The sequence below is a fragment of the Micromonospora sp. NPDC002389 genome, assembly GCF_040296095.1.
Classification (GTDB): Bacteria; Actinomycetota; Actinomycetes; order Mycobacteriales; family Micromonosporaceae; genus Micromonospora.
Map to the genome: position 1 here is coordinate 16472 of NZ_JBEOWP010000004.1, position 25023 is coordinate 41494.

The following is a 25023-nucleotide window of genomic DNA, read 5'->3' on the forward strand; positions in this document are numbered from 1 at the left end:
GACCGCCGCCCGAGACGGTCACCCAGTGCGACCATCACTCGTGGTCATCGTCATGGTCCGCGCGTCAGCGCAAGGGCACCCTGGTGGGTCAGCCGTCCTGGTGTAGGTGGGTGGCCAGGTGGTGCAGAGCCAGGCGGTAGCCGTCCACGCCCAGCCCGCAGATGACCCCGGTGGCCACCGCGGAGACCACCGAGTGGTGCCGGAACTCCTCCCGAGCGTGGATGTTGGAGATGTGCACCTCGACCAGCGGGGCGCGCAGCAGCGCGCAGGCATCCCGGACCGCGATCGAGTAGTGCGACCACGCGGCCGGATTGAGCACCACGGCGGCGCCCTCGTCCGCGGCGTCGTGCAGCCAGCCGAGCAGTTCGTGCTCGGCGTCGGTCTGCCGGACGGTGACGCTGAGTCCGAGTTCCCGTCCGGTCGACTCGCAGAGTTCGACCAGGTCGGCGTAGCTGGTCACGCCGTAGACGTCGACCTGTCGGGTGCCCAGCCGGCCCAGGTTCGGCCCATTGAGCACATGGACCTTCATGCTGAGCCTGCCTTCGTTCGCGACTGCGGGGCTCGCAACCCCGGCTCACTCCTCGCACTCACTGGGACACCGCCTGGTATGCCTCGAAGAGCAGGTCGTCGTCGGGGCCTTCGAGGATGGCCGGGCGGGCCAGCCCGTCGAGGACCACGAAACGCAGTCGGCTGCCCCGCGCCTTCTTGTCCACCCGCATGGTGGCCAGCAGCCGGGGCCAGGCGTCGGCCGGGTAGTCGGTGGGCAGGCCGAGTGCGGTCACCACGTCGCGGTGCCGGCGGGCGGTGGGCTCGTCCAGGCGGCCGGCGAGCCGGGCCAGCTCGGCGGCGTACACCAGGCCGACCGCGACCGCGTGACCGTGCCGCCAGCGGTACTCCTCGACCTTCTCGATCGCGTGGGCGAGGGTGTGCCCGTAGTTGAGCACCTCGCGTACGCCCGACTCACGCAGGTCTCCGGCGACCACGTCGGCCTTCACGCGGATCGCGCGTTCGATGAGTTCCCGCACGACCGGGCCGGTCGGGTCGGTGGCCGCCGCCGGATCCCGCTCGACCAGGTCGAGGATGGCGGGGTCGGCGATGAAACCGCACTTGACCACCTCGGCCATGCCGGCGGCCAGCTCGACCCGGGGCAGGCTGTCCAGCGTGGTCAGGTCCGCGAGCACCCCGACCGGCGGGTGGAAGGCGCCCACCAGGTTCTTGCCGGCGGTGGTGTTGATACCGGTCTTGCCGCCGACCGCCGCGTCGACCATGCCGAGCAGCGAGGTGGCCACCGGCACCCAGCGGACCCCGCGCAGCCAGCAGGCGGCCACGAAGCCGGCCAGGTCGGTGACGGCGCCGCCGCCCAGCCCGACCACCGCGTCGGTACGCGTGAAGCCGGCCTCACCGAGCCGGTCCCAGCAGTGTGCCGCCACGTCGACATGCTTGCCGGCCTCGGCGTCCGGCACCTCGATCGCGAGCGGCGTCACGCCGGACGCGGCCAGCCGGGCGCCGATCGCGTCGGCCGACTCCTTGAGCGGCGCGGTGTGCAGCACCGCCACCCGGGTGGCGTCGGGCAGCAGGCCCGGCAGCGTGTCGAGCAGGTCCCGCCCGACGAGCACGTCGTACGGCCGTTCGCCGCCGACCGGGATCCGGGTCACCTCGTCCATCGCGGGAACCTAACCATCCGTGCGCAGTAGCTGCGCGATCTCGGCGACGATCTCCTCCGGCGTCCGGCCGTCGGTCACCACCGTGTGGGTGGCCACCTCGGTGTAGAGCGGCCGGCGCTGGTCCATCAGGTGTTTCAGGGTGGCGCGGGGGTTGATCGCCAGCAGCGGCCGCCCGGCGCCCAGGCCGACCCGCTTGACCGCGTCGGGCAGCTCGACGGAGAGGTGCACGACCCGGTGCCCGACCAGCGCGGCCCGGTTCTCCTCGGCCAGCACCGCGCCGCCGCCCAGGGCCAGCACACCGGGGCAGGAGGCCAGTGCCGCCGCCACCGCAGCCCGTTCCAGGGCGCGGAAGTGCGGCTCCCCCTCGTCGACGAAGATCTCCGGGATCGGCTTGCCGGCGAGGCGTTCGATGTCGGCGTCGGTGTCGCGGAACTCGACCCCGAGGGCCTCCGCCAGCCCCTGCCCGACGGTGGTCTTGCCCGAGCCGGGCGCGCCGACCAGGACGCAGACCGGGCGGGTCGAAGCGGTCACCGGATCACCAGTGCGTCGAGGTAACCGGCCAGGTTGCGCCGCATCTCGGCGACCGAGTCGCCGCCGAACTTCTCCACGGCCGCCTCGGCCAGCACCAGCGCCACCATCGCCTCGGCGACGACGGCGGCGGCGGGCACCGCGCAGACGTCGGAGCGCTGGTTGATCGCGGTGGCCGGCTCGCCGGTGGTCACGTCCACCGTGGCCAGGGCACGGTTCAACGAAGAGATCGGCTTCATCGCGGCCTTCACCCGCAGCGGCTCGCCGGTGGTGATGCCGCCCTCCAGACCACCGGCCCGGTCGGTGACCCGGCGGACGCCGGTGGCGGTGGGCATGATCTCGTCGTGCGCCTCGGAGCCCCGGGACCGGGCCTGCTGCCAGCCGTCGCCGATCTCCACACCCTTGATCGCCTGGATCGACATCAGCGCGGTGGCCAGTCGGGCGTCGAGCTTGCGGTCCCACTGCACGTGACTGCCCAAGCCCGGCGGTACGCCGTACGCCAGGACCTCGACCACACCGCCGAGGGTGTCGGCGGCCTTCTTCGCGGCGTCGACCTCGGCGACCATCCGGGCGCTGGCCTCGGGGTCGAGGCAGCGCAGCGGGTCGGCGTCGATGCGCTCGGCGTCCTCGGGGCGGGGGCGCAGCCCCGGCTTGACGGCGACCGGACCCAGCTCGACCACGTGCGAGACGATCTCGACGTCGATCCCCTGGCGGAGCAGCGCCTTGGCCACCGTGCCGACGGCCACCCGGGCGGCGGTCTCCCGCGCGCTGGCCCGCTCCAGGATCGGCCGGGCGTCGGTGTGGCCGTACTTCTGCATGCCGGCCAGGTCGGCGTGACCGGGCCGGGGCCGGGTCAGCGGCGCGTTGCGGGCCTGCCGGGCCAACTCCTCCGGGTCGACCGGGTCGGCGGCCATCACGGTGCGCCACTTGGGCCACTCGGAGTTGCCGACCCGCATCGCGACCGGGCTGCCCAGCGTCACGCCGTGCCGCAGACCGCCGATGATCTCGATCTCGTCCTGCTCGAAGGACATCCGCGCTCCTCGGCCGTAGCCGAGCCGGCGGCGCGCCAACTCCCCGGCGATCTCGGTGGAGGTCACCTCGATCCCGGCCGGCACCCCCTCCAGCAACGCGACGAGAGCGGGCCCGTGTGATTCCCCTGCGGTCAACCAGCGCAACACAGCGGCCAGTCTGTCACGCCGGGTGCCCGCCGACGCGCACCGCCCGCCGCGTCCCGCCCTGCGGACGCGGCGAACGGTGTGCGGGATGCCGGTCGGTCAGATGCCCCGGCCGCGCTTGTGCAGCGTGCGCAGCACGGCGTCGGCGCGGACCACCCGCCCGGCCACGGCCAGGGCCAGGTACGCCCGGGGTTCGCGCGGGTTGCGGCGGATGGTGCGCCGGGCCCAGCGCATGGCACCGCGACGGTCCCCCGAGGCGGCCCGGGCGAAGGCGATCTGCCCGGCGACCCGGGCCTCCCCCGCCGGCTGGGTGGCGAACTCGGGATAGCGCTCCAGCAGCCACTGCAACGCCTCGGAGATGGTGTCCCAGCGCTGGGCGAAGTACGACCGCTTGTGCCAGCGCACCGTCACGTACGGGGTGCGCAGGTTGACCAGCGGAGCGCTGCGGGCGGCCCGGAGCAGGAACTCGTAGTCCTCCGCGTAGCTGCCCGGGATCTCCTCGTCGACCAGCCCGAACCCGTCGCGCAGCGCCGCCGCGCGGATCACGAAGGTCGACGGGTGCAGCTCGGTCATCCGGTCCCGCAGCAGGTCGGCCAGGCTGATCGAGTCGCGGTCCAGCACCCGCTCGACGGTGTGCCCGTCGTAGGTGACCCGGATGCCGCAGCTCACGAACTCGGCGCCGGGCACCGCGTTCAACGCGTCGACCTGGGCCCGCAGTTTCCCGGGCAGCCACTCGTCGTCGTCGTCGCAGAACGCGATCAGCTCGCCGACGGCCGCCAGCGTGCCCGAGTTGCGGGCTCCGGCCAGTCCCGGCGTACGGGTGTTGGTCACCACGCGTACGGTCCGCTCCGGGCCGGACAGGTTGACCAGCGACGGGTCCGGCTCGGACTGGTCGTACACCACGACCACCTCGACCGGGCCGGGATAGTCCTGCGCCACGATCGCGCGGACCGCGGCCCGCAGCAGCTCGGGGCGGTCCCGGGTGGGCACCACGGCGCTCACGCTCGGGTAGGAGGTCATCGGTTCCGCCTTCCGTTCGGACCGGGCCCACGCCACGGCCGCCACCACGGCCGGTGACGCCGCTGCGCGGCCTCGGCCACCAACTCCTCGACGATCGTTCCCACCCGGCGGACCGCAGCCCGCTGCCCCTCGACGGCCTCGGCGTCGACCGTCACGGCGAACCGGGACCGGTCGGCCCGGCCGGCGGCGAGCGCGTCGAGCAACTCCTGCCGGGACTCGCAGAGCGCCACCAGCCCGGCCGCGCCGAGCCGGCGGGCGAACAGCAACTGGTGGTCGTCGACGTGCTCGCCCCGGGTCGGGTCGCGGGGCACCACGATCGGCAGGTGCCCGTGCCGGCGCGCCTCCAGGATGGTGGCCGGCCCGCCATGGCAGACCACCAGGTCGGCCTCGGCCATCGCGGTCTGCAACTCGGCGTGGCCGAGGAACGGCACCGCGTCGGGCAGCCCGTCGGCGCGGGTGTGCCCGTGCTGCACGGTCAGCACCATCTCGCCGGATACCTCGCCGTGCCAGTCCCGCAGCCAGTCGACCAGCCGGTCGAAGGGGTGCTTGTCGGTGCCGACCGCGACCAGGATGCGGGTGCGGCCGTCCGGGTGCGGCCCGCGCGGCGCGGGTACCCGGCCCAGCTCGACCCGGGTGGGGCGTGGGCGTACCGGCGCGATCCGGTGCGCGTCGCCGGCCGCGCTCATAGCAGCGTCCCGACGACGGTGGCCTCCGGATACTGGCGGCGCTGCTCCTCCCACTGCACGAGCATCGCCGACAGGAACGGGCGGCACAGCCGGGCGGTCAGCGTCGGCGTGTCGATCCGGTCGTAGACCTCGATGTAGACGGTCGGGATGCGGCGCAGCCGGGCGAGCACCACGAACGGGACGGCCACGCCCGCGCCGGTGGTGACCACCGCCGCCACGTTGCGTCGCCGCAGCACCCGGGCCGCCAGCACCGCGTTGCGCAGCAGGTTGCGCACGTTGCGGGTGGTCGGGTGGTGAGCGGGCACCACGTCCTCACCGGCGAGCAGCGACACCGCCTCCGGTGTGTCGAAGGTGACCCAGCACCGTCGCCATGTCTCGTACCAGGGCCGCAGGGCCAGCAACTGGGCGAGGTGCCCGCCGCTCGAACCGACCAGCAGCAGCACCGGCTGCTGGTCGGACCCGGGCTCGTCGATCTTCGCGTCCACGCGACTCCCCACAAGTTCGCTTGGCATTCTGGTCAAACTCGTCACCGTCCTCTGTCGACAGTCGTCGCGATGGACGGATCAAGAGCCATCTCGTTTCTCGATGGTCTCCAGCAGCGCGGGATGCAGCGCCGGATTCCACCCGGCCCCGGCGTCCGCCAGCCGCCAGGTACGCAGCCACATCTCCACCAGGTAGGCGTCGGCGACCAACCGCTGCCGGGCCTGGTCCAGCCCGAGGGCGGCACCGTGCCGGGCCAACCCTGCGTCGACCTGCCCGGCGGCCTGGGCGGCCGGTTCGCCGCGCAGCACCACCGAGCGCTGGAACGCGTCGTGGGCCAGGTCGAACCCGACGGGCACCTCCGGCCCGCTGTGCTCCCAGTCCCAGGCGATCAACTCGCCGTCGTGCCGACCGAGGTTCCACGGCACCCAGTCGCCGTGCCAGTGGCCGAACTCCACCGCCACGTCACCGTGCCGACGGGCCAACGCGGCGACGGCGGTCACCGCACGCTCACCGACTCCTTCGGTCGCGGCGGACCGCTGTGCCTGCTCGGTCAGCCGGGCCAGGAACGCCGAACCGGCCAGCGGCCGCGACGCGGTCGCCGGCCCGCCCCGGCGGGCCACCGCGAGCAGCGCGCCGATCTCCGGCGGCCCGTCGACCGGTACGCCCCGGATCCGTGCCGGCAGCGGCTCGACCACCGCCACCACCTGCCCGGCGAAGCTCAGCTCGGTGAGCAGCCGAGGAGTCCCCGGGTGCCCGCCGACCCCGGCTGCGGCGGCCACCTCCCGCAGCGCCGCCGCCTCGGTGGTGACCAGTGCCCGGGTGGCGTCGTTCCAGCCGATCTTCGCGTAGCCGCGCGGCGCACCGGTGCCGTCGAACAGTTGCAGGGTCGGCTTGTGGTTCGGATCCGGTGGGCGTACCCCGCACGCCGCGTACAGCGGCTCGTCGCCGAGCGCGGCGGCGACCCGGACGGCCAGCAGCGCCTCGGCCGGGTCCAGCCCGGTCGGTACCGCGACGGCGAGCACCGGAAAGGAGGCCCGGTCGACGATGCCGACCCGGGCCGCCGCACCCAGCGCGGCCCGCACCGCCCGCACCTTCGCCGGCCGCAACGCGTTGTACGCCAGCAGCGCCGCCGCGGTGACCCGGGGCGCGCCCAGCGGCAGCAGGAACCGGGCCCGGGCGATCGACGGGACGACCGCGTACCGGGCCACCACGGTGTGCCCGGCGGGCGGCTCGGCGTCCACCGAGAGGGCGATCCGCTCGTCACCGAAGACCGCCCGGGTGACCCAGCCCAGCCCGTCGCCGCGCGAACGGGGGTCGGCGGTCGCGGTGGCGGCCGTGGTCACGCGACCCGGTCCGGCCAGTCGAGCGACAGCCCCAGCCGGTGCCGCAGCGCCTCGTTGTGCGGGCGGTAGTACTCGGTCAGCTCGGCGCGCAGGTCCGCCTCCAGCGGTGCCGACCGCCGGTCGTTGTAGACCTTGAAGTCGGGCAGGTCGAACGCGGGCAGGCCGAGGAAGTCCAGGGTCCGGCGGTAGGTGGCCCGCGCGTCGCGGTAGAGGTCCTCGCTGGGCAGGAAGAGCACCTGCGAGCGGTCGAACCGCTCCAGCCACGGCTCCAGGTGCTCCAGGTAGCGGCCCCGCGCCCGATAGGTGTGCCAGTCGTACGCCTCGCTGAAGTACTCCGGTTCGGCGATCAGCCGCTCCCGCTCCCCCGCCGTACGCTCCGGCTCGGCGGCCAGCGCGGCGGCGAAGTCCAGCGGCTCCACTCCGTTGGTCCGCCGCTCCTTCCAGTGCGAGTACGCCCGCTCGACCGGGTCCCGCAGCAGCACGATCAGCTTCACCGTGGGCATCAGCGCGGCGACCCGCTCGGCGGCCAGCGGGTGGAACATGTACAGCGGTGCCGCCTCACCGACACGGACCGGGCCGCCGTGGCGGCTCTCCAGCGCCTCCCGCTGGCGCAGCGTCGGGAAGTGCGAGCGGTACCACGCCTCACCGCGACCCCAGTGCTCCTCGAAGTAGTGCGAGGACTTCGTGTTCCAGGCCGGAAAGAGCCGGGGCACCAGCGGATGCTGGATGAGGTAGTTCCACAGCGAGGTGGTCCCGCCCCGCTTGGTGCCGATGATGAGGAAGTCCGGCAACGGACGCCGGTCGCTGGTGCGGACCCCGTAGTCGACGAGGCTCTCCCGCACCCGGTTCGTCACCTGGGTCGGCACCAGTTGCTTCACCCGGTCCCGGATGGACGACACGACGACCTCACCTGCCCTTCGACGGCGGGGGCGGGGTGCCCTGCGGCGACCCGCCCCGAATCTGCACCATGGTCGCCCGGATGCCACGTCGCACCCGGGGTAACGTCAACAAGCCGACGCAGCCGGCGGCCAGCACGGCCACCGCCACCAGCAGGCCGGGAATGCCCCGCCCGCCCACCACCAGGCCGGCGACCGAGGCCAGCCCGACGCCGCCGACGGTGGCCGCCGCCGCGCGCAGCATCCCCGCGTCGACCAACGGCTGGCCCACCACCAGCCGGGCACAGGTGACCGCCGTGAGGTTCTCGGTGGCGATACCGGCCGCCCAGGCCAGGGCCGCGCCGGTGGCGCCGTACGCCGGGATCAGCAGCAGGCCGAGACCGACGGTGACCACCAGTCCAGCCAGCGCGCCGGCCAGGTGCAGACCGCTGCGCCCGCCCATCAGCAGCAGGCTCTGCACGTTGCCGACACCGGTGTTGATCAGCATCGCCAGGGCGAGCACGGTCAACGCGGCGGCACCGGCGGTGAACTCGGGACCGAACAGCGCCAGGAAGGCCGGCCCGAACACGGCCAGCAGCAGATAGACCGGCCAGGACAGCACCAGCCCCCAGGTGGTCAACTGCCGGTGCACCGCCGCCGCGGCGACTCGGTCGCCCCGCCCGAGCAACCGCGACAGTTGCGGCGAGACCGCCACCCGTAGGCCCTGCATCGCCAACTGCCCGGCGAGCACGTACCGGCCGACCGCGCCGAAGACACCGGCGTCGGCCTGGGTGGCCAGGGCCGAGGTGAGCAGGACACCGACCCACATGCTGCCGGCGTCGATCGCCGCGGAGGCGGCCCGGGGCAACGCGAACCGCCAGAACGTGGCCCAGTCGGTCCGTTCCGGGCGCAGCCGGGCGCCGTGGCCCACGCCGAGCGGCCGGGCGACCATCATCAGGCAGATCAGCAACCCGACGGCGGCCGGCACCAGCCAGCCGGTCATGCCGGCGACCAGGCCGCCGCCGACCAGCAGCGCCGCGCCGACCAGCGCCGGTCGGGCCACCGGCAGCAGCAGGAACTGCACCGCCACGTACGAGCGGATCGGGCGGACGCACCGCACCACGGCCAGCAGCAGGTTCATCGCGACCACCACCGGCACCGCGACGAACGTGACCACCAGCAGCGGCTCTCCCTCCGGCCCGAGCAACCGCCCGGCCAGCGGACCGGCGAGCAACGCACCACCGATCGCGATCAGCACCGCGAACAGCAGCGGCGGCACCAGTGCCACCGGCAGCACCCGGGCGGCGTCGCCGCTCGCTCCGGCCCGCCGCCGGGGCAGCGCCCACATCAGCCCGGTCTCCGCGCCCAGGGTGCAGACCGCGGCGGCGACGGTCACCACGCCGATCGCGGCGAAGAACGCGCCGGACCCGGTCGTGCCGTACCCCCGGGTGATGACGACCGCCAGCACGAAGCCGAACAGCCCGCTGGTGGCGGCGCCGACCAGCCCGGCGACGCCACTGCGGACGCTGCGCCGGGTCTCGGTCGCGCCGTCGTCCCGGCCCGGGTCCGCCCCGGCGGGCCGGTCCTCGGCCGGGGAACTGGTGGTGACGGTCATGTCGGCTGCACCGCCGGTCGTGGTCGTGGTCGGGACCGCCCACCCGCACGGTGCACTTCCCGCTCGGTGAGCGCCATCGCGAAGCCGACCGCGAAGAAGGCGACGGCGAGGTTCTGGTTGGCCATCCCGTAGAACGGCACCTGCACCAGGCAGACCACCGGGACGATGGAGAGCCACTGCCCGGCCGCCGAGGTCGCCCGGGCACAGACGAACGCGGCGACGACGAACCAGGCGAGGAAGCAGAGCAGCGCGGGGATGCCGTGGCTGAACAGCACCATCCAGAGCTGGCCCTGGGTGCCGATCGGCGCGTCGGCGGAGACGGTGTCGACGTTCACCGGGGCGCCGTAGCCCAGCCACGGTGAGTCGCCCACCCGACGGAGCACCTCCGAGTAGAGCGAGAACCGGTCGGTGTTGGTGTCGCTGGACTCGACCCGGTTCCCGATCAACTCCGTGACCGGGATGAAGAGCGTGACCAGACCACCGACCAGCACCACACCGACGATCGAGGCCGCCACCCGGACGTTGCCGCGCAGCGCGGCACGCAGGCCGAGCACGGCCAGGCCGGCGCCGAGGCTGAGGAACATCGCGCGGTTGAGCGTGAGGAAGGCCGGCACCAGCGACAGCGGCAGCGACGCGAGCAGCGCCCAGCGCAGCAGCCCCTGTCGGCGCAGCATGGTGAAGGCGACCACGCAGGGCAGCGTGATCGCGTACGCGCTGCCGTAGTTGTTGGTGTACGCGAAGGGTGCCGCCGGCCGGAAGATCGGGTTGAGCGACCGGGCACTGTACTCGGCGGTGGCCAGGTGCACCATGTCGTTGATGAACGGCGTGCCGGAGACCCCGCCCGGCAGCAGCACCTCGACCGGCGTGGTCATCTCGAATCTCGGCACCAGCACGCCCAGCCAGCCCAGCACGACCAGCCCGAACCAGAACGCGCAGAGCGGGACCAGCACGGCCGTCTGGTCGGGGCGTTCCCGGGCGACCGCGTAGACGTAGACGCCGACCACCACCGCAGTGAGGTAGAAACCCAGCCGCAGGGCGAAGGTCAGCAGCGACACCGGCGACTGCAACTGGGTGACGCTGACCAGCACGATGGCCAGGAACAGCAGCCAGATGCCGGTCGCGGGCGGCAGCGGCACCCGGCCCCGGGTGACCAGCAGCACGAACAGCAGCGCGCCCAGCAGCGGCCAGCCGAGATAGAAGAAGCCGGCCAGCCACCAGATCGGCACCAGTCCGAACATGGCGATCAGCGGCCACAGCGGCAGCCGTGGTGGCGGGGCGATCACCGACGGGGTACCGCCGGCGGCCGGCGGCGCCGGCTCGGTGGCCGGCGGAGCCTGGATCACCGGCACCGCCTCAGCCTCGGCCGCTGCGCGAGAGCACGAAGCCGAGCGGATTCACCCCGGCCGCCCGCAGTCGCTCGGCGAGCCGACGCAGGTCGGTCTGCCGGGTCCGGTCACGCTCGACCACCACCACCGCGGTGCCCTGCCGGGCCACCGCGACACCACGCTCGTCGGCCTCGGCCGGCGGGGCGTTGTAGAGCACCAGACGCTGGTCGGCGCCCTGCCGCCAGGTGCCGAACCGGACGCTGCCGGCACCCACGGTCACCTTGTCGCCGCCGTTCACCTGGCCGTTCGCGGTCGGGCTGACGCTCGCCTTGGCCGAGGTGACCCGGGGAATCGTGATCGTCGCTTCCGGGTCGGTCGAGGGACGCGCGCCGGGCGGGTGCGGCGAGGGACGGCGGATGATCTCGGTGGGCGAGTCGTCCGGCCCCTCCATGCTGACCGGCCGGGCCGGCGCGGTCCGCGGCTTGGGCACGGTGGGCCGGCTCGGGTCGATGCTGGGCGGCAGTCGGTCCCGGTCGGCCTGCACGGCGGCGCGCAGCCGGTCGATGCGGCCGCTGTCGTCGGCGACGAACACCTCGCGACCGGCCACCGCCAGCGCCACGGCCAGGCCGGCGGTGATCGCGCTGGCGTCCTCCCGCGCGGTGACCACGGCGACCCGGGCCGGGTGGCGTACCCGCTCGGCGATGGCCATCGCGACGTAGCGCACGTCCGCGTCGACGGCCCGGCCGCGCAGACCGGTGTACCGGATCGTGCCGAGCAACGGCAGGCCGGTGTTGTCCTTGGCGTCGACGACGGTCCGCACCCGCCGGTCGAAGGACTCCCAGGCGAACGCGAGCACCAGGCCGATCAGGGCACCACCGAGCAGCCCGGCGGCCATCAGCATGGGCGCGTTGCCGGCCGCCGAGGTCAGCGCCCGCTCGGCGGACTGGGTGACCCACCCCGGGTTCACGTCGACGGCGGCGATCTCGGTGCGGGCGGAGTTGAGCTGGGTGAGCTGGTTGTTGATCGCGCTCAGTTCGGCGACCGCCACGTTGCTGGCGGCGGTGTCCCGGGAGTTGTTCACCCGTCGCTGCGCCGCTGCCTGCTGCGTGGCGACCTTCTCGATGCTCTCGTCGTAGGAGCGGAGCATCTCCTCGCGCTGCCGCTCGTACATGGCGCGCCGGACGTTGAGGTAGCTCTCTGCGGCGAGGTTGGCGCCGAGCACCGCGTCGTCGGCGCTGCGGGCCTGGTAGACGAAGCGCAGGATCTGCCCACCGGTGGGCACCTCGACCTCGAGGGCGTCGCGGACCGAACGCTGGTCCGAACTGAACTCGTCGGCCAGCTTGCCGACCACCTCGGTGCCGGTGGCGATGCGGCTCTCCACGTTCATGTTCACCGCGCGGTCGGCGTTGGCGCCGCTGGGCGTGAACGCGTCGGTGACCACCGGACGGACCGCCACGACCGCGTTGGCGGACACCGCCGACGGGGCCAGGAACGCGTAGCCTGCGGCGGCCACCAGCCCGAACACCGCCACTGCGGCGACCTGCCGGATCCGGTGCAGCGGCACGCGCAGCACGTCGGTGATGGTGACGGACCGAGGCGACGTCTCGGCGTTCGCACCGTCGTTGGCCCAGGGGCTGGGAGCGGCATCAGTCATTGAACTTCTTCACCGTTTGTTGTGGGTTGCCGATGACCACGACCCCGGGCGGTACGTCCGTCCGCACCACTGTCGCAGCCCCCACCACGCTGTCCCGGCCGATCCGTACGCCCTTCATGACCAGCGCGTGAGCGCCGATCCAGACGTTGTCCTCGACCGTGATCGGCGCACGCGTGGCCGGAGTGGGCGGATCGTGCCGCTGAGCCGGTGGCAGGTTGTGGAAGTCATTGTCCAGCAACTCGCAGTCGGACAACAGGCACCGATTCCCGATCGTCACCGACGTCCACGTGCCCACCCATGTCGCGTTGAGCAGGCAGTCGGCTCCGACGCGTACCTCACCGGGCCCGGCGAAGCGGACCAACTTGTTCACTCTGGTCCGGTCACCGATGGTCACCCGCACCCCGCGCCGCAGGCGGATCCGGCCACGGATCTCGACATCCCGACCGAGGGTCAGGCGCGGATAGCGCAGGGCGTACCAGCGACGCTTGATCGCGAAGACCATGCGCACCACGAAGCCACGCCGGATGCCGGTCAACGGTCCTCCCCACGTTCCGTGGGCCGGCGACGGTGGATCCGCCGCCGGCCCAACGTGAACAATTTACCGAGGTTACATTACGAACAGTGAACGCTACTGCACGGAGAAGAACATCGACGGAGTTGACCAGGTCAATTCCGTGGTAGCGGTGGCGATCACCGTAGCCTCGGCGCCGGTGACCGCCGCAGCGGGGGCCAGGGTCGGGTCGAACGGCACGCTGCGCAGCGAACCGTTCGTCGCCCCGAAGACGATCTTCCCGTTCACCCAGGCCATGCCGCGCACGGTGGACCAGGTGACGCCCGTGGTCGGCACGGTGAACTCGGTGGCACCCAGGTAGTTGCCATCGATCTCGAAGAACCGGTAGTACAGGTTGTTCTGCCCGGTCCGGGTGTAGTAGAGCCGGCCGTCGAGGAAGAACGCCCCGGTCAACTGCGCCGGGTTGAACCAGTCGTTGTAGCCGGACGCCTCCCACGGCGCACCGATGGTGGTGCCGTTGAACATCGAGATGTCGATCCGGCTACCCGTACGCGACCCGGAGACCAACCGCGACCAGTAGATCCGGTCGTCCACCCGCCAGGTCGCCCCGGCACCGGTGTAGTTGGCCTGGCTCACCGTGGTGGCGGTGCCGAGGGTGCTGCCGTCGAACGGCACCTTCGCCACCGAACCGCTACCGACGTTCAGGTACAGGTGACCGCTGGCGGCCGTCGGAGGGTTGCGCGGGGTGATGGTACGACCACCGCTGACCGGGAACATGCCCAGCCGACCGTGGTACTCGTTGCCCATGCCGTCGGAGTTGTGTCCGAAGTACAGGCCGTCCGGGCCACGCCAGAGCACCGGCACGGTCGAGCCCCACGAGGTGGCGCCCGACGGCAGCGCCGAACCGCCGCTGCGACGCGGGTTCCAGTTCACCGGCATGCCGGTGGCCGGGTTGACCGCACCGATACCGAGCCGGTCGATCGCGCCGTTGCCGGCGCTGTCACTGGCGTTCGGGTTGTTCAGCCAGCGGAAGTGCCCGCCGAGGTAGATGACGTTGTCGGCCACCTCGACCGAGGTGATGGTGTCGTTGCCGGTGAAGTTGGCCCAGGTGGCGTTCTGGCCGCTGCCCCGGGCGGCGGTCTCGAAGCGCACCAGCACGTCGCAGTACGCCGCCGGCCAGCCCGAGCCGCCGTTGGTGCCGACGACGAACCAGCTTCCGTCCGCACCGAACCGCACGTCCTGCACGTAGTGCACGAAGGTGGTGGGTGCCGCACACGGCGCCACGAACCGCTCACTGCTCCAGTCGATCACGCTCGGCGTACCGGTCAGGTCGATCAGCGCGATCTGGTTGCGCGGCAGGTCGTTGACGAACATGAAGTTGCCACCGACCACGAGCGTGCTGCCGTCCGGCGACACGTCGATGGTCCACGCGTACATGCTGGTGTCGTGCCGACCGACCGAGGTGTTGATGTTGAAGGTCGGGTCGATCGCACCGGTGGTCGCGTTCAGCCGCCCGAGCCCGGCGTGCGCCGTGCCGTTGAGCCAGTTGAACGCCCCGGCCACGTACAGCCAGTTGTCGTGCAGCACCATGTCGCGCACGGTGCCGCCGTCGGACCGGCCCACCCAGCTGTCGATGATCATGCCGGTGGAGGGGTCGAGCGCCACCAGGTTGCGGCGGGCCACCCCGTTGACGTTCTTGAAGACGCCGCCGACGATCAGCGTCCCGCCGGGACCGGCGATGAGCGAGTTGACCGCCCCGTCGAGCACCGGCAGGAAGGTGGTGGAGATCGTGCCGGTGGTGCGGTTGTAGGCGAAGAGATAGCGCTGGGTGATCCACGGCGTACTGACGGTCTGCCGGATCTGGGTGAAACTGCCTCCCACGAACACCGTGTTGCCGACCTGTGCGAAGGCACGGGCCTCACCGTCCCGCGCGTGCGGGGTCTCGTCGGCGGGGTTCGCGGACACCAGAGTCGCCGGTTCGGGAACCGGCACCACGGCGGCGGATGTCGCGCTGGGCACGGCCAGGACGGCCGCGACGGTTGCTAATGCGACAGCCCCTGCCCGTACGCGCTTTCGGCGGGTGTTCCGCCACGGGAAGGAGATTATGGGCACGCTGCGCCTCCAGGGTGGACGGGAATGTGCGTTGCGTAGCTTCTCCCGTTCGCCCCAGAGGCGATATCCGCCGATTGGGCGGTCAGTTCATCCAGTTGCGGACATCACCGCGGGCGGTCGTATGTCGGACAGCACCTGTGCGGCATCCGACCGCCCGCGGGTTACCTGAGGTCAGCGGCTCCCTCCGGTGGGTTGCCGAAGGTAGCTGTCCCGTCCGGCGGCGGCGAAACCGGCCACTGCCGAGGCGTCCTGGTTCATTGTCATGTTGCAGACGTTCGTCGTCTTCGTCATGCCCGGGGAGTTGAAGTAGATCGCGGCCTTGATCTTCGGGTGGGCCTTCAGCGCCGCCGGGAACTCCTCGAACCAGCGCCGCTTCGCGTTCGGGTCGGCGCTGTCGAAGTTCGTGCCGAACTCGGCCAGCATCCGGGGCTTGCCCTTGCCGATGCCGGTGTCGTCCAGCCAGCGGTAGAACGAACCGATGGTGGTGCTCGGGCTCTTCCAGGTCGTGCTGCCGTTGCAGACGTGGAAGTTGTACGGGTCCCAGGCCACCCAGTCGACGTAGTTGTCACCCGGGTACAGGCCGGCGTACCGGTCGTAGTGGCCGGACCAGCCCATCATCGTCCAGACCCACACCGCGTTGCGGACCTCCGCCGCGGCGAACCGGTCGTACACGTACCGCCAGGCGCGGACGAACTCCGCGTCGCTGCCCTTCTCCGGCTCGTCCTCCGGCTCGTGGTCGAAGCCCATGAACACCGGCACCCCGGCCGCCTTGATCCGGCCGGCCACGTCGTCGATCGTCTGGTCGTACCGGCCGCTGTAGACGTCCCGCCAGGTGAGCACCGTGCCGGACGAGAAGACCCGGCTCTCCCAGGCGAAGAACATCAGCCGACCCTCGCGCATCTGCTGCTGCTGGTACGCGTCGGGGAAGGCACCGTTGCTGCCGCTGTTGGAGAAGTCGTGGTAGCGGTGCACGATGTCGAACGTCCGCCCGACCTGCTTCTCCACGTCGCTGATCGCCTTACCGTGGTCCCACCCGCTGTCCGCGCCGGAGGGTGAGTACATCCCCCACCAGGCACCGCAGGAGGGCACCAGCTTCGCCGACACCTGACCGCACGCACCGGAGTCCGCCGGTGGTTTGGTCGGCGTCGGGCTCGGCCGGGTCGGGGTCGGGCTGGGTGACGCGCTCGGCGAGGCGGGCGGGCGGGTCGGCAACGCGGCCGACGGGGTCGGCGAGGCGCTGGACGGCGCGGGCGTCGGACGCGTACCCGTGTCGTAGCTCAACACCAGCCGGGGACGGACGTCCGGGTTGCGGTTCTCCCCCGACGCCCAGTAGATCCGGCTGCCGAGGCCGGTCTGCGCCAGCGACACCGTCCAGGTGCCGTTGCCGGTGACCAGCTTCGAGACGTCCCACTCGTTGAAGCCCTTACCGACTCCGGCCACCACGTCCAGGGCGCTGCCGACCTGACCGAGAGCCGGCCGGGCGGCCCGGGCGTCGAGCCCGGACTCGTGCGCGGTCACCGTCGCCTCGAACGCCTGCCAGGCGTGTACCCGCAGCGTCGCGCGGACGTTCACCGCGTTGGCGGGCAGCGAGGTCACCGAGAAGGCGAGGACCGCGTCCCGGGCCCCACGGGGGTTGCCGTCGCACGGGGCGGCGCAGGTGGCCAGCGTCGTCTTGACGCTGTTGTCGCCGTCCTGGGGGACGGCCGTGGCGGTGGTGTCGAACACCACCGGAATGGAGAGGTCGTCGTCGGCGATCAGGGGCACCATGGTCGCGCCGAGACCCAGCACGACCGTGGAGCCGAGGACACCGAGGACCACGGCCTTACGCCGGGGGCCACGGTGCCGGATGAGGCGGTGCAGTCCGCGCCTGGTCACTCAGACTCCTTGTGAATTCGGCGATAACGCTGTGGAGCGTAGCGGCGTACACAACAGAGCGTGCGAATGACCGGGGGACCTAAGCGGGTCTTAAAGTTCACCTAAGCCGACGCTGCGACACAGCGCCCGGCCGGAGCTGCCACAGGCTGTCGGCGGTGCTGCGGCTGCACACCCACCGAGCCGCAGGTCAGCGCCGCAGCGGGTACCACATCTCAGCGCCGGACCGGCGCCGCACCTCAGCGGCGATCGATGACCTACCCCAGTGACGACCTATGCGCAAGTCCGCACCGATCGATGCCGCGACCCAGCGGCACGGGCAGAACCCAGCGACACGGGCACGACGAAGGCCCCCGACGTGGTCGGGGGCCTTCGGTGCCGCACGTGCGGCTCAGTTCGGGGCGGTCTGCTTCGCCAGCGTGACGAACGACTGCCAGGCGGCCGGCGCGAACCGCAGGGTGCCGCCGTCCCGGTCCTTGGTGTCGCGCACCAGCACGACGCCGGAGAGGTTGTCGGCGACCTCCACGCACGACCCGCCGTTGGTCCCCGAGTAGGTCGACGTGCGCCACCTGGCACCGGTCATGTCCATGTCTGCGCCACTTCCTTGATCAGTTCGAGTGACTGCCTGCGCGGGAGCGCCTCACCCCGGACCGCCTCCCACGTCCGTTGGAGCGTAACAAGGTCGTCGGTCTGGCTGACCACCTGCGCACGCACCTGATGATCGAGATGTCCCACCACCGAGCCGTCACCGGCGGTCGCCAGGATGAACCCGCCTTGCAGGCCAGGGTAGATTCCCGCGTCCTCCGGCACCACGAGTATTTGCACGTGTAGCAGCTCGGACATCTTGACCAGGTGTTCGAGCTGTTCCCGCATGATCTCGGGGCGCCCGTCGACCTGCCGCCGGAGCACCATCACGTCGATCACCGCTACCAATGGCACCGGCGCGTCGCGGGTGAGGACCGGCTGCCGGTCGAGTCGGGAGGCCACCCGCTGGTCGATCTCGTCGGGCAGGAGCAGGCCGTTGTTCATCATGCCTCGGGCGTATGCCTCCGTCTGGAGAAGGCCGGGCAGGAACGCGGGCTCGTACCAGCGTAATAACGTCGCGTCGCGCTCCAGCTCGATCCACTCCCGCAGCCAGGACGGCGTCTGCTCCAGCTTCGACAACTCCCGCAGCATCCGGGTGAACCTGCCCTCCCCCGCCTGCGGGTCGAAGGCCGGATCGTGCGCCCGGTCGACCGCGAACATGTACTCCTTCGTCGGCGGTCGACCACCGGTCTCCACCGAGCTGACATGCGAGCCGGAATAGCCGATGCCCCGCCCGAAATCATCCTGGCTCAGCTTGACCTGGACACGCAGTAGTCGCAGTTCCTCGCGTACGTAGTCGATAGCGGTCCCCATCAATTCCCCACCTCTGCCCAATCTCGCTCGCGGATTCGCCAAGCCCACCCGCTTGCGCCGATGACGTGCGCGGATGCCACGCGCACGTATCGACGGTAGTGCGGTCCTATCCAGACTGTCACCCGGCGAATCCGCTCCCATCCAGGAAGGGACGGGGTGGTTTCGCATACCGGGGCCGCCCGTGGATCCCCCACACCCGGGCGGCCCCGTCCACCGCAGAAAATGGAGGACGACATGCGTACGCCGATCGCATGGTATCAATGCCCGACGACAGTTCTGCCGACTCTGTCGCTGCCACGACGCCGACGCGGCACCCACCCGCCCGAGTGGATGCGTCAGCCGACCCGGCCGCTGCCCCGGCACCGCCCCGGGCGCCCCGGCTGGCTGACGCCGGGGCAACAGTGGCGGGCGAACGGGGGCCGCCCATGATCGGCACACGACTCTTCGCCCCGGGTGGTGGCCCACCTCCGGTACGCCCGCACGCCCGCGCCGCCGACGTCCCGCACACCCCGCTGCGGCCGATGTGGTGCTGCCGCGCCGACGGGCAACCCTGGCCCTGCGGCGAGGCCCGACTCCTGCTCCGCGTCGAGTACGACGGCAACGCCACCGGCCTGTCGATCTATCTCGCCGGCCTGATGTACGAGGCGATGCGCGACCTCTACCACCTCAACCCGCACGACGGCCCCGACCCGGCCACCCTCTTCACCCGGTTCCTCGCCTGGGCAGCCCCACGCCGCCACCCCGGTCCCCCCACGCCTACCCCAGAGACGCAATAGACCTCGGTGCACAAACCCCCAAGGGCACTTCCGCACCAAGATCGCGAAGCCCCGAGCCGAAAGCGCCGAGCGCCGAGCGCCGAGCGCCGAAGGCACTCGATCCGGGATCGAGTGCCTTCGCAGCCGCGTGGATGCCACTCGATCCGGGATGGAGTGGCATCCACGCGCAAGCAAACGCCCCTGCCCTGCCCTGCCCCGCTCGCCGGGCCTGCTCACCCCCGCCGATCATGGAGTTGTGGCGGTGCTTCTGTCACACCTTGGGGCTATTCGAGGCAGCCACAAGTCCATGATCGGCGGGCCAGGGCAGGACGGGGTGGGGACGTGGGTGGGGTGGCGCGGGCCGTGCCTGTGGTGGCGAGATACGGGGTCTGGGGTGCGGTGGGAGCTTGGGCAGGCTGGCTGGCGGTAACTCCTGCGGCAGTCAGTCGACCCGCGCGGCGACCCGAGCAGCGGTCAGGGCGGCGGCCATCGCGGCGCGGGGGGCGGGGACGCCGGTGAACTGCACGAACTGGCCGACGGCCTGGGCCAACAACAGGTCCAGGCCGGAGACGACCGGGCAGCCGGCGGCAGCGGCCGAGGCGGCCAGCGGGGTCGGCCACGGATCGTAGATGGCGTCGAAGAGCACCGTGGTGGGACGCCAGCGCACCACACCGGCAAGCTCGTCGGCAGCGCCCTTCGGCACCGTGGAGATCAGCAGGTCGACGTCGGCCAGCGCGACCGCGTCCGCCCAGGGGGCGGCGGTCAGCGTCAGTCCCAGGGCGGTGGCCACCGGCACCAACTCCTCGACCGCTGCCGTGCGGCGGGCCACCACGGTCACCCCGGTCGCGCCCAGCCGAGCCGCTGCCGCCAGCGCCGCCCGCGCGGTGCCACCCGCACCCAGCACCGTGACGGTCGGCACCACGCGAGGGGCATTCGCGCCCACGCCTGCGGACGTCAGCACGTCGACCATGCCGGTGACGTCGGTGTTGTCCGCGTACCAGGTGCCGTCGGGACGGCGTACCAGCGTGTTGGCCGCGCCGACGGCGGCGGCGACCGGCGAGACCTCGGCGGCGACGGTCAGCGCCGCCTCCTTGCCGGGCATGGTCACCGACAGCCCGGCCCACTCCGGGCCCAGCCCGGCGACCAGGTCCGGCAACTCCGCCGCCGCGCACTCGATCCGGGTGTACGACCACCCGGCGAGCCCGGCGGCGGCGTACCCGGCGTTGTGGATCACCGGGGAGAGCGAATGGGCGATCGGCTTGCCCAGCACTGCCGCCCGCCGTGGCGCCACCGTCACAGGACGCCGTTCTCCTTGGCCTTCTCGATGTTGCGCTCGTGCTGGCTGTAGTCCTTGGTGAAGGCGGAGTTGCCCTGCTTGTCGATCGCCACGAAGAAGAGCCAGTCGCCGGCCGGCGGGTCCATCGCGCCTTCCAGCGCTTCCTTGCCCGGGTTGTTGATCGGCGTCGGGATCATGCCCGGCAACTTGCGGTTGTACGGGTTCTTCGGGTTGTCGAGGTCGCTCCGCGTCATCTGGCCGGAGGTCTTGCCCTCCTGCCCGATCGACTCGAAGTAGTAGTTGACCGTGACGTCCATCTCCAGGCAACTGCAGTCGAACGTGCCCGAGTAGACCCGGTTGTAGGCGACCCGGGCGACCCGACCCAGGTCCTTCTTGGTGCCGGCCTCGGCCTGGGCCAGCGACGCCACGATCAACGCCTCGTACGGGCTGATCCCGCCGCGTTCCTTCTGCACCCGGTCGGCGAAGTCCATCTGCCCGGTGACGGAGAGGAAGTGGTCGACCATCTGCCCCAGGATCACCTCGGCGGTGGCGTTCGGCGGGATCTCGTAGGTGTCCGGGAAGAGGAAGCCCTCGATGGACTTGGTGACCTTCTTCCCGTCCTCGCGCTTGAACCACCAGTCCGGTACGCCGAGCTTCTCCGGGTCCTTCGCGGCGGCCTCGAACTCCTTGACCGGGATGTCGGTCTGCTCGCTGAGCAGTTTGAAGACGCTCTTGGCGGTGCGCCCCTCGGGAATGGTGAGCCCGTTGACGATCCGGTTCTGCGGGTCGAGCATCGCGGCCAGGGCGTTCGCGCCGCTCATCTCCTTGCGCAGCTTGTACGTACCGGGCTGGATGTTGCGACTGCGGGAGTTGTCCTGCGCCGCCTCGATGAACGCCTTGGTGCTCTTGATCACGCCGGCGTCGCGGAGCACCACGGCCATGTCGGCCAGGAACGCGCCCTGCGGGATCTGGATCGTCACGTCCTCGGTGCCGTCGCCGTCGAAGTCCGGTGTGACGAAGTAGCTCTGGATCCGGTCGAAGCCGTAGAAGGCGCCGCCGCCGATGCCGCCGAGCAGCACCAGCGCCAGCATCAGGGCAAGGACTGTCTTGCCCTTACCGCTACCGGAACGGCCACCGCGCCGCCGTCCCCGACGGTGCTTGCCCTTCTCCCCCCGGTCCTGCTCGTCGAACCCGAGGTCCAGATCGTCCATCATTCGGTCCGCCTCCGCTGCGCGTCCAGCCAGCTCTGCAGAATCTCCACCGCGGCGGCCTGGTCGACCACCGCCCGTTGTCTCTTCCCCCGGACACCGCGCTCGGCAAGCCTACGACTCGCCACGACCGTGGACATCCTCTCGTCAGTCAGCGTCACCGGAACAGGCGCTATCACATCGGCCAGTTGTCGAGAGTACGCCTTCACGTGTTCCGCTGCGGGGCCGTGTTTACCCGCCAGGTTCACCGGTAGGCCCACCACCACCTCGACCGCCTCGTGCTCGGCGACCAGTGCGGCCACCTCCGCGAGGTCCGTCGGCACCGCGTCTGGCCTGGGATTCTGCTCCCGCGAGAGGGTGACCAGAGGGGTGGCGAGAACCCCGTGCGGATCCGACCGGGAGACCCCGATCCGCACCTGTCCGACGTCCACGCCCAACCGCACACCCCGGGACAACCCGGTCACGCTTCGTCACCTCGCCCGATATACACGGCAGGGCGGACCTGCGCGGCCCGCCCTGCCCTGAGGTTCTGAGGACTCACGCCTCGGCGACCGCCTTCTCCACCGTGAGCAACAGTGTGGGGACCTCCGACGCCGGTTGCCCACCGCCCTGGGCCAGGTCCGGACTGCCACCACCGCGCCCGGAGAACGCCGCCTTGACCAGGTCGTTCGCGGCGAGGCCACGGTTGCGGGCGGCCGAGTTCACCGCCACCACCAGGGACGCCTTCCCGTTCGCGCGGGCCGCCACCGCGACCACGCCCGGCCGGGCCGCGTCGATCCGGCCCCGGATCTCCTGGGCCAGCGTGCGGACGTCGTTGCCGGCCGCCCCCTCGGGCGCCTCGATGCCGACGTAGGCCACCCCGCGCACGTCCCGGGCCTGCGCGGCGAACGCCGCCGCACCGCCGAGTACGAGCTGGGCGCGCAGCTTCTCCAGCTCCTTCTCCGCGTCGCGGAGCTGGGTCACCGTCTGCTCGACCCGGTCCGCCACCTGCTCGGAGGGGACTCGGTACAGCTCGGCGAGCCGGGCCACCAGCAGGTGCTCACGGGCCAGGAAGTTGAACGCGTCCATGCCGACCAGCGCCTCGACCCGGCGTACGCCGGAACCGATGGACGACTCCGAGAGGATCTTGACCAGGCCGAGCTGGCCGGAGCGGGCCACGTGGGTGCCGCCGCACAGCTCCCGGGCGTAGTCGCCGACCTCGACCACCCGGACCTGGTCGCCGTACTTCTCGCCGAACAACGCCATGGCGCCGATCCGGCGCGCCTCCTCCAGCGAGGTGACGAAGGCGTGCACCTCAAGGTCCGCCAGGAGCACCTCGTTGACCTGCTGCTCCACGTCGCGCAGCACGCTCGGCGCCACGCCGGTGGCGGTGTTGAAGTCGAACCGCAGCCGACCCGGGGCGTTCAGCGAACCGGCCTGGGTGGCGGACTCACCGAGGAAGTTACGCATGGTCTGGTGCACCAGGTGGGTCGCGGTGTGCGACCGGGAGATGGCCCGCCGACGACTGGTGTCGATCTCGGCGTACCCGGTCTCCCCGGCCCGGACCTCGCCCCGGACCACCCGGGCCCGGTGCACGATCAGCCCCGGCACCGGCTGCTGCACGTCGAGGACCTCGACCTGCCCGCCACCGACGGTGATCATGCCGACGTCGGGCTGCTGTCCGCCGCCCTCGGCGTAGAACGGCGTGGTGTCCAGGACCAGTTCGACCAGGTCGCCCTCGACCGCCGCCGCACGCGGCCCGTCGGTGCCGAGCACCGCCCGCACCGTCGACTCGCGGGAGACCTCGGTGTACCCGGTGAAGGTCACCGGTCCACCGGCGTCGAGCACCGGCCGGTACGCCGACAGGTCGGTGTGCCCGGTCTTGCGCGCCAGCGCGTCGGCCTTGGCCCGGGACCGCTGGTCGGCCATCAGCCGCCGGAAGCCCTCCTGGTCGACGCTGAGGCCCTGCTCGGCCGCGATCTCCAGGGTCAGGTCGATCGGGAAGCCGTACGTGTCGTGTAGCTGGAACGCCTTGTCACCGGTGAGCGCCGGCCGACCCGCCGACTTCGTCTCGGTGATCGCGGTGTCCAGGATCGTGGTGCCCGCGCGCAGCGTCGCCAGGAAGGCGTCCTCCTCGGCGTACGCGTACGCGGCGATCCGGTCGAAGTCGGCGGCCAGTTCCGGGTACGACGGGGCCATGCAGTCCCGGGCCACCGGCAGCAGCTCGGGCAGCGCCCGCTCCTGCCAGCCGAGCAGCCGCACCGCGCGGATCGCCCGACGCATGATCCGCCGCAGCACGTAGCCACGGCCCTCGTTGGACGGGGTCACCCCGTCACCGATCAGCATCAACGCGGTACGCACGTGGTCGGCGACCACCCGCAGCCGGACGTCGTCGGGGTGCGACTGGTTCGCCGCGTGCCCGGAGTGCGCGCCGTACCGCTTGCCGGTCAGCTCGGCGGCGCGGTCCAGGATCGGCCGGACCTCGTCGATCTCGTACAGGTTGTCGACGCCCTGCAGGATGGAGGCCATCCGCTCCAGGCCCATGCCGGTGTCGATGTTCTTCTTCGGCAGCTCACCGACGATCCGGAACTGCTCCTTGTTGAGCACGTCCGCGATCTCGTACTGCATGAAGACGAGGTTCCAGAACTCCAGGTACCGGTCCTCGTCGACCTCCGGGCCGCCCTCGGCGCCGTACTCCGGCCCCCGGTCGTAGTACAGCTCGGAGCAGGGCCCGGCCGGGCCGGGAATGCCCATCGACCAGAAGTTGTCCTTCTTGCCCCGGCGCACGATCCGCTCCGCCGGCACCCCGGTGCGCAGCCAGATGTCCCGCGCCTCGTCGTCGTCGAGGTAGACCGTCGCCCAGATCCGCTCCGGATCCAGCCCGAAGCCACCGGCCTCGACCGACTTGGTCGCCAGCTCCCAGGCGAACGGGATCGCCCCGTCCTTGAAGTAGTCGCCGAAAGAGAAATTGCCGTTCATCTGGAAGAACGTGCCGTGCCGGCTGGTCTTGCCGACCTCGTCGATGTCCGGCGTACGGATGCACTTCTGCACGCTCACCGCGCGGGAGAACGGCGGCGTCTGCTGCCCCAAGAAGTAAGGGACGAACTGCACCATGCCGGCGTTGACGAACAGCAGGTTCGGGTCGTTGATGGCGGGCAGCGGAGCGGACGGCACCACGGCATGGCCGTTCGCCTCGAAGTGGGCGAGATACCGCCGCTTGATCTCCGCCGTCTTCATCGCTGGGGTTCCTCCGGAAAGATGTCTCTGTCACCGATACGCGGCTCGTCGCGCACCTCGGCGAACTGGTCGTCGAACGCCTCGCCCTGGGCGAACGCCTCGTGGATCTCGTGTTCCCGCTCGGCCATCCCGGCGCGTACGTCCGCCACGAAGCTACGCAGTTCCTCGACCAGACCGCCAGCGGATTGCGACAGGTTGTCGGCGATGCCCGCCGGGGTGTACGCGTGCGCGGCACGGGTCGCCTGGCGGACCACCACCACGCCGACGGCCAGACCGATGCCCAGCCAGAACAGCCGCTTCATGCTCG

23 protein-coding genes are annotated in these 25023 nt (G+C 71.6%); 1 reads left to right on the top strand and 22 read right to left on the bottom strand.

Features of this window, described 5'->3' with window-relative positions; all coding sequences use genetic code 11:
- Window positions 1-88: 88 nt before the first annotated feature.
- The 17 genes from aroQ to ABT008_RS09065 form a co-directional block, all read right to left on the bottom strand.
- Complete coding sequence (gene aroQ, locus ABT008_RS08985; protein ID WP_350694978.1) at window positions 89-529, bottom strand: type II 3-dehydroquinate dehydratase; 441 nt, start codon at window positions 527-529, stop codon at window positions 89-91.
- 58 nt (window positions 530-587) lie between these two features.
- Window positions 588-1664: a 3-dehydroquinate synthase gene (aroB, locus tag ABT008_RS08990; protein WP_350694979.1), complete on the bottom strand. Its 1077-nt coding sequence runs from the start codon at window positions 1662-1664 to the stop codon at window positions 588-590.
- A 9-nt stretch (window positions 1665-1673) separates the two neighbouring features.
- Window positions 1674-2195, bottom strand: a complete 522-nt coding sequence (locus tag ABT008_RS08995; RefSeq protein WP_350694980.1) for a shikimate kinase — start codon at window positions 2193-2195, stop codon at window positions 1674-1676.
- Window positions 2192-3370 carry a chorismate synthase gene (aroC, locus tag ABT008_RS09000; protein ID WP_350694982.1) on the bottom strand — a complete coding sequence of 393 codons (1179 nt, stop codon included), beginning with the start codon at window positions 3368-3370 and terminating at the stop codon, window positions 2192-2194. Before aroC ends, ABT008_RS08995 begins: the two co-directional genes overlap by 4 nt.
- 96 nt (window positions 3371-3466) lie before the next feature.
- Complete coding sequence (locus ABT008_RS09005) at window positions 3467-4387, bottom strand: glycosyltransferase family 2 protein (RefSeq protein ID WP_350694984.1); 921 nt, start codon at window positions 4385-4387, stop codon at window positions 3467-3469.
- The gene (locus ABT008_RS09010; RefSeq protein WP_502890392.1) at window positions 4384-5046 is read right to left on the bottom strand and encodes a glycosyltransferase; all 663 of its coding nucleotides are present in this window, start codon (window positions 5044-5046) and stop codon (window positions 4384-4386) included. Before ABT008_RS09010 ends, ABT008_RS09005 begins: the two co-directional genes overlap by 4 nt.
- A gap of 23 nt (window positions 5047-5069) precedes the next feature.
- Window positions 5070-5546 carry a UDP-N-acetylglucosamine--LPS N-acetylglucosamine transferase gene (locus tag ABT008_RS09015; RefSeq protein ID WP_350695567.1) on the bottom strand — a complete coding sequence of 159 codons (477 nt, stop codon included), beginning with the start codon at window positions 5544-5546 and terminating at the stop codon, window positions 5070-5072.
- Window positions 5547-5636: 90 nt separating this feature from the next.
- Window positions 5637-6899, bottom strand: coding sequence for a hypothetical protein (locus ABT008_RS09020; RefSeq protein WP_350694988.1), 1263 nt, complete (start codon window positions 6897-6899; stop codon window positions 5637-5639).
- A complete protein-coding gene (locus ABT008_RS09025) occupies window positions 6896-7798 on the bottom strand; it encodes a sulfotransferase domain-containing protein (RefSeq protein ID WP_350694990.1) in 903 nt (300 codons plus the stop codon). Before ABT008_RS09025 ends, ABT008_RS09020 begins: the two co-directional genes overlap by 4 nt.
- A gap of 7 nt (window positions 7799-7805) precedes the next feature.
- Window positions 7806-9389: a lipopolysaccharide biosynthesis protein gene (locus ABT008_RS09030; protein WP_350694992.1), complete on the bottom strand. Its 1584-nt coding sequence runs from the start codon at window positions 9387-9389 to the stop codon at window positions 7806-7808.
- Window positions 9386-10627, bottom strand: a complete 1242-nt coding sequence (locus ABT008_RS09035) for an O-antigen ligase family protein (RefSeq protein ID WP_350695569.1) — start codon at window positions 10625-10627, stop codon at window positions 9386-9388. The genes ABT008_RS09030 and ABT008_RS09035 overlap by 4 nt, the downstream gene beginning before the upstream one ends.
- A gap of 115 nt (window positions 10628-10742) precedes the next feature.
- Window positions 10743-12368, bottom strand: a complete 1626-nt coding sequence (locus ABT008_RS09040; protein ID WP_350694994.1) for a lipopolysaccharide biosynthesis protein — start codon at window positions 12366-12368, stop codon at window positions 10743-10745.
- Window positions 12361-12903: an acyltransferase gene (locus tag ABT008_RS09045; protein ID WP_131054028.1), complete on the bottom strand. Its 543-nt coding sequence runs from the start codon at window positions 12901-12903 to the stop codon at window positions 12361-12363. The genes ABT008_RS09040 and ABT008_RS09045 overlap by 8 nt, the downstream gene beginning before the upstream one ends.
- A gap of 93 nt (window positions 12904-12996) precedes the next feature.
- Window positions 12997-14898: a hypothetical protein gene (locus tag ABT008_RS09050; RefSeq protein ID WP_502890379.1), complete on the bottom strand. Its 1902-nt coding sequence runs from the start codon at window positions 14896-14898 to the stop codon at window positions 12997-12999.
- Window positions 14899-15162: 264 nt separating this feature from the next.
- Window positions 15163-16866, bottom strand: a complete 1704-nt coding sequence (locus tag ABT008_RS09055; protein WP_350694996.1) for a glycosyl hydrolase — start codon at window positions 16864-16866, stop codon at window positions 15163-15165.
- A 388-nt stretch (window positions 16867-17254) separates the two neighbouring features.
- Window positions 17255-17446 carry a DUF397 domain-containing protein gene (locus tag ABT008_RS09060; protein WP_350695573.1) on the bottom strand — a complete coding sequence of 64 codons (192 nt, stop codon included), beginning with the start codon at window positions 17444-17446 and terminating at the stop codon, window positions 17255-17257.
- On the bottom strand, window positions 17443-18261 hold the full coding sequence (locus tag ABT008_RS09065; protein WP_350694998.1) for a helix-turn-helix domain-containing protein: 819 nt from the start codon (window positions 18259-18261) through the stop codon (window positions 17443-17445). Before ABT008_RS09065 ends, ABT008_RS09060 begins: the two co-directional genes overlap by 4 nt.
- Before the next feature lie 425 nt (window positions 18262-18686).
- Between ABT008_RS09065 and ABT008_RS09070 the strand changes: the two genes are divergently transcribed.
- Window positions 18687-19037 (top strand): hypothetical protein, encoded by a 351-nt coding sequence (locus ABT008_RS09070; protein ID WP_350694999.1) that lies wholly within the window; start codon window positions 18687-18689, stop codon window positions 19035-19037.
- Window positions 19038-19458: 421 nt separating this feature from the next.
- On the opposite strand, the gene ABT008_RS09075 is transcribed toward ABT008_RS09070, so the two are convergent.
- From ABT008_RS09075 to ABT008_RS09095, 5 genes are all read right to left on the bottom strand, one after another.
- A complete protein-coding gene (locus tag ABT008_RS09075; RefSeq protein ID WP_350695001.1) occupies window positions 19459-20313 on the bottom strand; it encodes a shikimate dehydrogenase in 855 nt (284 codons plus the stop codon).
- The gene (mltG, locus tag ABT008_RS09080; protein WP_350695002.1) at window positions 20310-21506 is read right to left on the bottom strand and encodes an endolytic transglycosylase MltG; all 1197 of its coding nucleotides are present in this window, start codon (window positions 21504-21506) and stop codon (window positions 20310-20312) included. Before mltG ends, ABT008_RS09075 begins: the two co-directional genes overlap by 4 nt.
- Complete coding sequence (gene ruvX / locus ABT008_RS09085; RefSeq protein WP_350695004.1) at window positions 21503-21964, bottom strand: Holliday junction resolvase RuvX; 462 nt, start codon at window positions 21962-21964, stop codon at window positions 21503-21505. Before ruvX ends, mltG begins: the two co-directional genes overlap by 4 nt.
- A gap of 73 nt (window positions 21965-22037) precedes the next feature.
- The gene (gene alaS, locus ABT008_RS09090) at window positions 22038-24716 is read right to left on the bottom strand and encodes an alanine--tRNA ligase (protein WP_350695006.1); all 2679 of its coding nucleotides are present in this window, start codon (window positions 24714-24716) and stop codon (window positions 22038-22040) included.
- Entirely contained in the window at window positions 24713-25018 is a 306-nt protein-coding gene (locus ABT008_RS09095) for a hypothetical protein (RefSeq protein ID WP_350695007.1), read from the bottom strand. The genes alaS and ABT008_RS09095 overlap by 4 nt, the downstream gene beginning before the upstream one ends.
- Window positions 25019-25023: the final 5 nt, after the last annotated feature.